The following is an 8,711-nucleotide window of genomic DNA, read 5'->3' as shown; positions in this document are numbered from 1 at the left end:
TATATAATGAGAATGAAAAAACTGAAAGAATTTTAAAAAAAGTATAGGTTTTAATACAATTTATTTTCGAATATTTAAATATTCATATACATTTTTGATCATTTCCCTCTGATTTTCATGGCTTAAATTTTTCATGCAATCATTATAATCAAGCCATATATATCCTGAATGCTCCGCAGAAATCCTAATACTGGCATTATCATTTATCTGTGATAAAAACATTTTTACATGCTTTATTACCATATCATTTCCCCTTTGAAATTTGTAGCACATTGAATATGAAAATTTCCTATCAATATCATCAGGATTAATTTTAATTCCAGTTTCCTCAAATGTTTCCCGGATTGCAGCCTCAATTTCTGTCTCATTTTTTTCAATATGCCCCTTAGGGAAATCAAGCCACCCCTCAGATCTTTTTAAAAGCAAAAACTTTAAACTGGAATTTTTTTTATAAAGTATAATGCCGTAACTGTATTCATTAAGCTCCATGATTACTGATTGTTGTATCCCTTATATTGTTTGGCATTTTTAAATTTTAAATATAAATTAAACATACAAAATAAGTTAAAAATGTCAGATGAGAATCTTAATACTTTATTAATGGACAAAAATTTTATTAAACTAACAGGTCCACCGGAGGACTGGCTTAACTTCCTTTATACCGGAACATGGGGGTTCAGGGATAAACCAAGGTTAAAATCCATGTATAATAAAATAGATGTAAATTCAAGTGTTTTTTTGCTCCATTCGATGCATACCGAATATATAAATATGCCATATAAAATTAAAACAGGAATAATTGGCTTTGGATTCGCATCCGGTAAATATATTCTGGATAAATCAGATATAATTCCTGATTATGGAGATAATTTTAGACCCTTAAGATTGCAATTTTCAAAGGTTTATCTGTTTGGAGATATATGCGAGATTAAAATTAATGCATTTGAAAAAATTTTATCCTCAGGAATTAACGAGGCCGGATATTACATAGACGCACTTTTAAGGAATTCCATTTCATTCAATGATTTAAAGGACAATATGGTAAGCATACAGCCACAGGGTGCATTACAGGAGCTTGATAAAAAAAATAATGATGCAATTCTGGCAATATTATCAAAAAAATCAACGAAATTACTGGAATTTTCAAAATAAATATTACCTGGAATCATTTTAAAATAAAAGTATTAATTTATTTATATAAATTCCAAAAATCTATATTTGGTTATGTTGATACAAAATAATGAGACTTCTGGCAGAAATTTATCCATTCGTAAAAGAACATAATTTAAAATCAGAAATAGAAAACATGGAGGGCTTTGATGGATTTAACATACCTGATAATCCACTTGGTTATCCAAAAATACCGCCGATTCTAATAGGATACATGATACGGGAAAAATATTTTAAAAAGGATATAATTATAAATCAAGCTCTTAACAGCGTTGGTGAACTTTATGTACATTCAATTATAAAAGCTGCAAAAATGATTAAATCATCAATTGTTTTTACCATGGGTGATGAACCAAAATATGGAAAAAGATTAAATGAGATATCATCTGAAACCGCCGCATCAATTGCTGCTGAAAGTAATGTTAATGCGGGATTGATAATAAGTTTTTCCTACAGTTATGCAAAAATAAAGGAAAGAATGAAATCAAATGCATCATTTTATCTTGCCCTTAATCTTAAAAAACCGGAAATGCTTGAAAATTTAGATGCATCTAAAATAATTCCTTATATTATCATAAAAACAGAAAGAAATTCAGAAACCATAGGATCAATAAAACAGCCATACATAAATGAAAATTCATTAAAGGATTACTGTGATGCACTTGAATCTTATGGAATAAAAGCGGTTATTTTATCCACCCCGGGTGACAAAAAGGGGCTCATAAAAATTTTAAATGAGGTACAATAATTATAAACATTGATTCTGTATAAACTTTATAAGTATAGATTGCATCTATTATAGGATTTAGTATGGATAAATATGATTCATCACAGATACAAATACTGGAAGGTTTAAAGGCTGTCAGAAAGGTTCCTGGCATGTATATAGGTTCAACTGGGACAGAGGGCCTGCACCACATGGTTTATGAGGTAGTAGATAACTGTATAGACGAATCCATGGCAGGATTTGCATCCAATATAAATATTGTAATATATAGGGATGGATCAATATCTGTGGAGGATGATGGAAGGGGAATTCCTGTAGATATACATCCTAAGTATAACAGGCCGGGCCTGGAAATCGTTATGACAGAGCTTCATAGCGGTGCAAAATTTGATAAAAAGGTATATAAGGTTACCGGCGGCCTTCACGGTGTGGGAGTTCATGTGGTTAATGCACTTTCAGAATACTTAATTGCCCTTGTAAAAAAAGATGGTAAGATATACTATGAAAGATTTGAGAGGGGCATTCCTGTGTCAGGTCTGGTTACATTAACCCCTGATGAGGCAAAAAATGATGAAAATATTAAAGATATTGTTATAAAATATCCAGAACATGGAACAATAATAAAATTTTATCCTGATAAGGAAATATTTGACAGCACAGATTTTTCATACAGCGTCATAAGTGAAAGGATAATGGACCTTGCATTTCTTAATCCAAAAATTACAATTAATTTATCAGATTTTAGAACAAACAAATCAGAATCATTTCATTTCGATGGTGGCCTGGTAGAATATGTGCAGTATTTAAATCAGGGAAAGGAGGTAATAAATAAGGATCCAATACACTGCTATGAAGAATATAAAGATTACACCGTTGAATTCGCCATGCAGTATAATAACGATGTCCCTGAAATATCAGAAAGCTTTGTAAATAACATAAAAACACCGGAGGGCGGCACGCATCTTACAGGTTTTCATACCGGCGTCTCAAGGGCAATTATAGACTATGCAAAGAATAAAAATTTAATAAAGGGGGTTTCAGCGATTACCGGAGATGATACCAGGGAGGGTCTTGTATCAGTGCTGCATGTAAAGATGTACAATCCACAGTTTGAGGGACAGACCAAGGAAAAGCTTGGGAACAGTGCAGTTAAAAATATTGTTTCATCAATAACAGAAAAATACCTTAAGGAATACTTTGAATCATTTCCCCTTGTTGCTGAGGCCATTATAAGAAGGGTTCTTGCTGCATCAGCTGCAAGGGAGGCATCAAGAAAGGCCAAGGACCTTGTAAGGAGAAAAACTGCACTTGAGAGCGGAAGCCTTCCCGGTAAGCTTGCAGACTGCTCATCAGACGATTCAAAAATAACGGAAATATACATAGTTGAGGGTGACTCTGCAGGTGGATCTGCAAAGCAGGCAAGAAACAGGGAATTCCAGGCAATACTCCCATTGAGGGGTAAAATACTTAATGTCGAAAAGGCAAATGACAATAAGGCTCTTGAAAATGAGGAAATAAAAAATTTAATAACAGCCATAGGAACGAATATAAAGGATAAATTTGATATAAGGAATTTAAGGTATAATAAAATCATAATAATGACCGATGCGGATGTGGATGGTGCACATATAAGGACACTCCTGCTAACATTCTTTTACAGATTTATGAAGGATCTTATTGATCAGGGCCATGTATATTTTGCCCAGCCTCCATTATACAGAATTCAAAAGGGGAATGACATACACTATGTTTTCTTCGAGGATGAAAAGGATGATTTGATTAAAAAGCTTGGTGGCAATGTAATAATACAGAGATTTAAGGGTCTGGGTGAGATGAACCCGGAACAGCTCTGGGATACCACGATGAACCCTGAAACGAGGAAGCTTGTGCAGGTTACAATAGAGGATGCCTATTATGCAGATCAATTATTTAGCATATTAATGGGTGAAAAGGTGGAGCCCAGAAGAAAATTCATTGAGGAAAACGCAAAGTACGTAAAGAATCTTGACATATGAGGGTGAGATAAATGCTTGTAAAACCTATAGAGGAAGAAATTAAAACATCATATTTAGATTATGCAATGAGTGTCATAGTCAGCAGGGCAATACCTGATTTCAGGGATGGGTTGAAGCCTGTACAGCGTAGAATACTTTATTCCATGTACGAGCTGAATGTGACCCACGATAAACCATTCAAAAAATCTGCACGTATTGTTGGAGAAACCATGGGTAAGTATCATCCACATGGCGATATGGCAATATATGATGCACTGGCTCGAATGGCACAGGATTTTTCATTAAGATACACATTAATTGATGGGCAGGGTAACTTTGGATCAATAGACGGCGATTCCCCGGCTGCCATGAGGTATACAGAGGCAAGGCTCCAGAGAATTGCAGAGGATATGATGCAGGACATAGATAAGGATACTGTAGAATTCATGCCGAATTTTGACGGTTCATTAAGGGAACCATTATATTTTCCATCAAAGATACCACAGCTGCTGATTAATGGTACATCTGGAATAGCGGTGGGAATGGCCACAAACATGGTACCACATAATTTTAACGAGGTTGCAGATGCAATTATATATTCTGTTGATAATCCACAATGTTCTGTTAATGAACTTTTAGGTTTTATTAAGGGTCCGGATTTTCCCGGCGGTGGCATTGTTTACAAAAGCAGTGACATGCTTGACATATACAGAACCGGCCACGGAAAGGTCCTGTGCCAGGGAGAGATTTCAGAGGAGAAAAAGAAGATAATAATCACAAGCCTGCCATATGGTGTGAATAAGGCAGTTTATATTCAGAATGTGGCGGATCTTGTTAAAAATGATGTTATCAGCAATATATTGGATATTAAGGATGAAAGCGACAGGCATGGCATAAGGATAGTTATTAAGGTTAAGGACGATGATGAGAAAAAATTAACAATAAACCAGCTGCTGGAACACACACAGCTTGAAACATCAATAGGAGTTAACAATCTCGTGCTTTTGGATAACCAGCCGGTTACAATGAACCTGAAGGAAATGATAGACACTTTTATAAACTTCAGGCTGGAAATAATTAAAAAAAGGTCAATATTTGATTTAAATAGGTTAAGGGAAAGGGAACACATACTGACTGGATTAAGCATTGCACTTCAGAACATAGATAAAGTCATAGGAATAATTCGCGGTTCCGAAAATGTTGATACGGCACGGAACAGGCTGATGTCAGAAATAAATCTTTCAGAGAAACAGGCTGTGGCAATACTGGAAATGAGATTGCAGAGATTAACAGGTCTTGAAATTAAGAAGATAGAGGATGAATTAAAATCAATAAGGGAGAACATCATAAAATTAAATGAAATAATAAATAATGAGAACAAAAGAAGGGAGGTCCTAAAAAATGAAATGATTGAACTAAAAAGGCTTTATGGGGACAAAAGAAGGACAAAAATACTTGACCGTGAACTTGTTGAAAGAAATGATGAGGATCTGATTCCAAACGAGGAGTCAATTTTAATATTAAGCAATAACGGACTAATTAAAAGGGTGTCATCTGAGGAGTATAATACACAAAAGCGTGGTGGCAGGGGCATTGTGACTGTAACAAGGCGTGAGGATAGTGTGAGAAGCATACTGTCATGCATGTCGCATGACCTCCTTTATTTCTTTACAAACACCGGAAGGGTGCTCAGTGCAAAGGCATATACTATAGAGAAAAAATCCAGGACGGCAGTTGGGGTTTCCGGTTCAACATTCCTTAAGCTGCTTGACGGGGAGATAGTAAGGCAGATAATGAGGTCTCCTGAGGATAAAAAATCATTCCTTATAATAGTTACAAAAAATGGTTTTATTAAAAAAACACCTGTCAGGGAGATACTTAACATGCGGGAATCTGGTGTAAAAATCATTAATCTTGACAGGGATGATGAGGTGGTTTCAGTTTCAGATCTTGTTAAACCCTCCAAAATATTTATAGTTGCATCAAACAGCAAGGCTGCAATATTTTTAAGTGATGAGGTTTCATCCACAGGAAGAACATCAAGGGGCGTTAAATCAATGAAGTTAAACGGTGCCGAGGTAATAAATGCATTTCTCGTAAACGATGATGACACTGTACTAACAATTACTGAAAATGGAATGGGCAAGAGAACACAGGTATCTGAATTTACAGTACATCACCGTGGATCCAGTGGTAATCTTATATTTAGGGAAAGTGACCGTACCGGGTCTATAGTTACAGCGCTGCCTGTTAGGGATGGGGATGAGATATTAATTATAACAAAGAAGAGCAAAACAATAAGAATTAGTGCGGATGAAATTAGAATACTATCAAGGGTTACATCAGGTGTAAGATTAATAAATCTGGATGATGATGACTCAGTCATAGCCGCATCTGTTCTATAATTTATATTTTAATAAATTTATTATTAACCTTTTAATTGTGCATTTTACCATCTTTATAAAAAATAAACCAGAAATATTTATAAAATTAGTTACAATAACCACCAATGAAAGTTTCTATTATAGGTCTTGGCCATATTGGAAAGGCAGTTCTTGGTATTTTAAATGAAAACAAAAAATTATTTATGGAAAGGTATGGCAAAAGCATTGAGGTTATCTCTGTATCTGATTCAAAAAATACAGTATATGATAAAAATGGTCTCGATCTGGAAAAGGTTCTAATGTACAAGCAAAGGAACCAGCTTGGGGAACTGGCAGAAAATATAAAATTCGATGAGATTTATTCACTTGAATCAGATGTTATTGTTGATATGTCACCGGCCACAAAGGACGGAATTGCAGGAATGAAATTGTACACATCAGCCTTTGAATCGGGCAAAAATATTGTGACCTCAAATAAGGCCCCTCTGGCACTTCACTGGAAGGAGATTATGGAGGGTGCATATAAAAACAAGAAAAGAATACTTTTTGAATCTTCTGTTGGTGGTGGCACACCACTATTTAATTTAAATTCATACTGTTTAAAATCATCAAATATACTTGAATTTAAGGGTCAGGTAAGTTCAACAATAAATTTTGTATTATCACAGTTACTGGCCGGCCTGGATTTTAATGATGCTGTAAAAACTGCACAGAACATGGGGATTGCAGAAACCGATTACCATGACGATACCAATGGCCTTGACGGTGCCAGAAAAACGGTTATAATAGCCAATGCACTGCTAAATAAGGATTACACATTGAATGATGTGAAATATGATGGCATTGAAAACCTAAAAGATATTAATTACATGAAGGAATCAGGAAAAATATACCGTGTTTTATCACATATTAAAAATGAGAATGAAATTACAATAGAATCAAAAATTTTTGAGCTGGACAGAAAAGAAACACTTGCATGCCTGGATTCATTGTCAATGGGGTATCTGGAAAAAACAGATAACAATGATGATATAACAATCTTTGAAAAGCATGACGGCCCGCTTGAAACGGCGGCGCAGGTTGTTAATGACCTTCTCATAATATAAATTTTTTATATTGATTAAAAAAGGCAATCTAAATTGCCGCAGCCATTGCAGCGAATACACCTGTTATAAATAATAGCACAAACCATATAAATACCTGCATTATTACCAAAAGCAGTCCCCTCTCCATGCTTATTCTATAAATCTGCGAATAAACATATAAAAGAATAATAAATGTTATTAGAAAGGCAAGCAATGTCCCAAGAATGGGAATTGGAAAGAATAAAAGGCGAAGTCCTGCATAAACCACTATTATTATAATTGCTGTCATAATTGTTGAAATAACCGCATTGCCCAGTGTCGCGGTGGATCTCCTGGCCACTATTTTTGAGGCTATATACATTGGAATGGATATTATTACTATCATTATTAAGACCGCTATTAATGCAAGTATCAGGCTAAATATAATCATTAAGGGGGATATCATAATGTTATTATTTAAGACTTTGTCATATTTATATTAAAATTATTATCTTTATCCTGAAATATTTAATGCTATTATTTAATAAAAATGCCTGTTAAAAATCATCAAAATAATATATTTTATAACAATTATAAGTTATGAAAGTTTCAATTATAGGTGTCGGCACAGTTGGTAGATCAATAGTAACTGGAATTGCAAAATTAAAAAATTATGAGATTTTTCTTAGCTCTGGATCATATGAAAGGCTAAAGTCATGGAATAACGGCAGATATAATATTTTTCAATCCAATTATGAAAATGCGAAAAATGGGGATATTATAATATTATCAGTAAAACCATCAAATGCGGTAAAAATTCTGGAGGAAATTAAAGATGTGGCAAATGGCAAGGTTATAATTTCAGTTATGGCAGGAATAACCATTAATTTAATAAATAAATATCTAGATAAATCGCCTGTTATCAGGGTTATGCCAAACATTCCCATGCTTGTCCAGAAATCAGTAAATGCCTTTTGCTATTATAATTTAGATGATGAAAATAAAAAAATAGTACTTGAAATATTATCGTCCTTTGGCACACCTGTTGAAATTAAGGAAGATTATATAGATGCAGTAACAGGTTTGAGTGGCAGTGGCCCTGGTTTTATCTCTGTAATGATAGATGCAATGATATCTGCTGGAGTCAGGCTTGGCATTCCAAAGGATACTGCTAAATATCTTACACTGGAAACATTTATTGGAACGGCAAGTCTGATCAGGGAATTAAAAATTTCACCTTCAGACTTAAGGGATGAGGTAATGACACCAGGAGGGACAACCGTTGCTGGCCTTTATTATCTTGAAAAAGGAAACATAAGAACCCCCCCGGCGGAGCTGTTGAAATGATAAAAAATGGTGCCCTTGATGGCGT

8 protein-coding genes are annotated in these 8,711 nt (G+C 34.6%); 6 read left to right on the top strand and 2 right to left on the bottom strand.

Annotated elements, in window-relative coordinates; translation table 11 throughout:
- Positions 1-60: 60 nt before the first annotated feature.
- Positions 61-489 carry a bis(5'-nucleosyl)-tetraphosphatase gene (locus AOG54_RS07835; RefSeq protein WP_055032589.1) on the bottom strand — a complete coding sequence of 143 codons (429 nt, stop codon included), beginning with the start codon at positions 487-489 and terminating at the stop codon, positions 61-63.
- Between the two features lie 81 nt (positions 490-570).
- Between AOG54_RS07835 and AOG54_RS07830 the strand changes: the two genes are divergently transcribed.
- The 5 genes from AOG54_RS07830 to AOG54_RS07810 all read left to right on the top strand — a co-directional run bounded on the left by AOG54_RS07830 (position 571) and on the right by AOG54_RS07810 (position 7,381).
- Positions 571-1,152, top strand: coding sequence for a hypothetical protein (locus AOG54_RS07830; protein ID WP_048101183.1), 582 nt, complete (start codon positions 571-573; stop codon positions 1,150-1,152).
- 88 nt (positions 1,153-1,240) lie between these two features.
- Positions 1,241-1,918, top strand: coding sequence for a hypothetical protein (locus AOG54_RS07825; RefSeq protein WP_048101182.1), 678 nt, complete (start codon positions 1,241-1,243; stop codon positions 1,916-1,918).
- A 62-nt stretch (positions 1,919-1,980) separates the two neighbouring features.
- Positions 1,981-3,912, top strand: coding sequence for a DNA topoisomerase (ATP-hydrolyzing) subunit B (gene gyrB, locus AOG54_RS07820; protein WP_048101181.1), 1,932 nt, complete (start codon positions 1,981-1,983; stop codon positions 3,910-3,912).
- A gap of 11 nt (positions 3,913-3,923) precedes the next feature.
- The gene (gyrA, locus tag AOG54_RS07815; protein WP_048101180.1) at positions 3,924-6,296 is read left to right on the top strand and encodes a DNA gyrase subunit A; all 2,373 of its coding nucleotides are present in this window, start codon (positions 3,924-3,926) and stop codon (positions 6,294-6,296) included.
- Positions 6,297-6,400: 104 nt separating this feature from the next.
- On the top strand, positions 6,401-7,381 hold the full coding sequence (locus AOG54_RS07810) for a homoserine dehydrogenase (RefSeq protein WP_055032588.1): 981 nt from the start codon (positions 6,401-6,403) through the stop codon (positions 7,379-7,381).
- 28 nt (positions 7,382-7,409) lie between these two features.
- On the opposite strand, the gene AOG54_RS07805 is transcribed toward AOG54_RS07810, so the two are convergent.
- Complete coding sequence (locus tag AOG54_RS07805; RefSeq protein WP_048101178.1) at positions 7,410-7,790, bottom strand: hypothetical protein; 381 nt, start codon at positions 7,788-7,790, stop codon at positions 7,410-7,412.
- A 149-nt stretch (positions 7,791-7,939) separates the two neighbouring features.
- Here AOG54_RS07805 and proC point away from each other — a divergent pair, with 149 nt between their 5' ends.
- Positions 7,940-8,686, top strand: coding sequence for a pyrroline-5-carboxylate reductase (gene proC, locus AOG54_RS07800; protein WP_055032586.1), 747 nt, complete (start codon positions 7,940-7,942; stop codon positions 8,684-8,686).
- The last annotated feature ends 25 nt before the right edge of the window (positions 8,687-8,711 follow it).

Source organism: Acidiplasma aeolicum, assembly GCF_001402945.1.
GTDB classification, from domain to species: domain Archaea; phylum Thermoplasmatota; class Thermoplasmata; order Thermoplasmatales; family Thermoplasmataceae; genus Acidiplasma; species Acidiplasma aeolicum.
The sequence above is the reverse complement of the archived record's forward strand: the minus strand, read 5'-3'. Positions and strand labels throughout refer to the sequence as shown.

Coding starts and splice junctions, on each gene's coding strand:
- AOG54_RS07835 (WP_055032589.1), bottom strand. CDS start 489: ATGGAGCTTAATGAATACAGTTACGGCATTATACTTTATAAAAAAAAT.
- AOG54_RS07830 (WP_048101183.1), top strand. CDS start 571: ATGTCAGATGAGAATCTTAATACTTTATTAATGGACAAAAATTTTATT.
- AOG54_RS07825 (WP_048101182.1), top strand. CDS start 1,241: ATGAGACTTCTGGCAGAAATTTATCCATTCGTAAAAGAACATAATTTA.
- gyrB (WP_048101181.1), top strand. CDS start 1,981: ATGGATAAATATGATTCATCACAGATACAAATACTGGAAGGTTTAAAG.
- gyrA (WP_048101180.1), top strand. CDS start 3,924: ATGCTTGTAAAACCTATAGAGGAAGAAATTAAAACATCATATTTAGAT.
- AOG54_RS07810 (WP_055032588.1), top strand. CDS start 6,401: ATGAAAGTTTCTATTATAGGTCTTGGCCATATTGGAAAGGCAGTTCTT.
- AOG54_RS07805 (WP_048101178.1), bottom strand. CDS start 7,790: ATGATTATATTTAGCCTGATACTTGCATTAATAGCGGTCTTAATAATG.
- proC (WP_055032586.1), top strand. CDS start 7,940: ATGAAAGTTTCAATTATAGGTGTCGGCACAGTTGGTAGATCAATAGTA.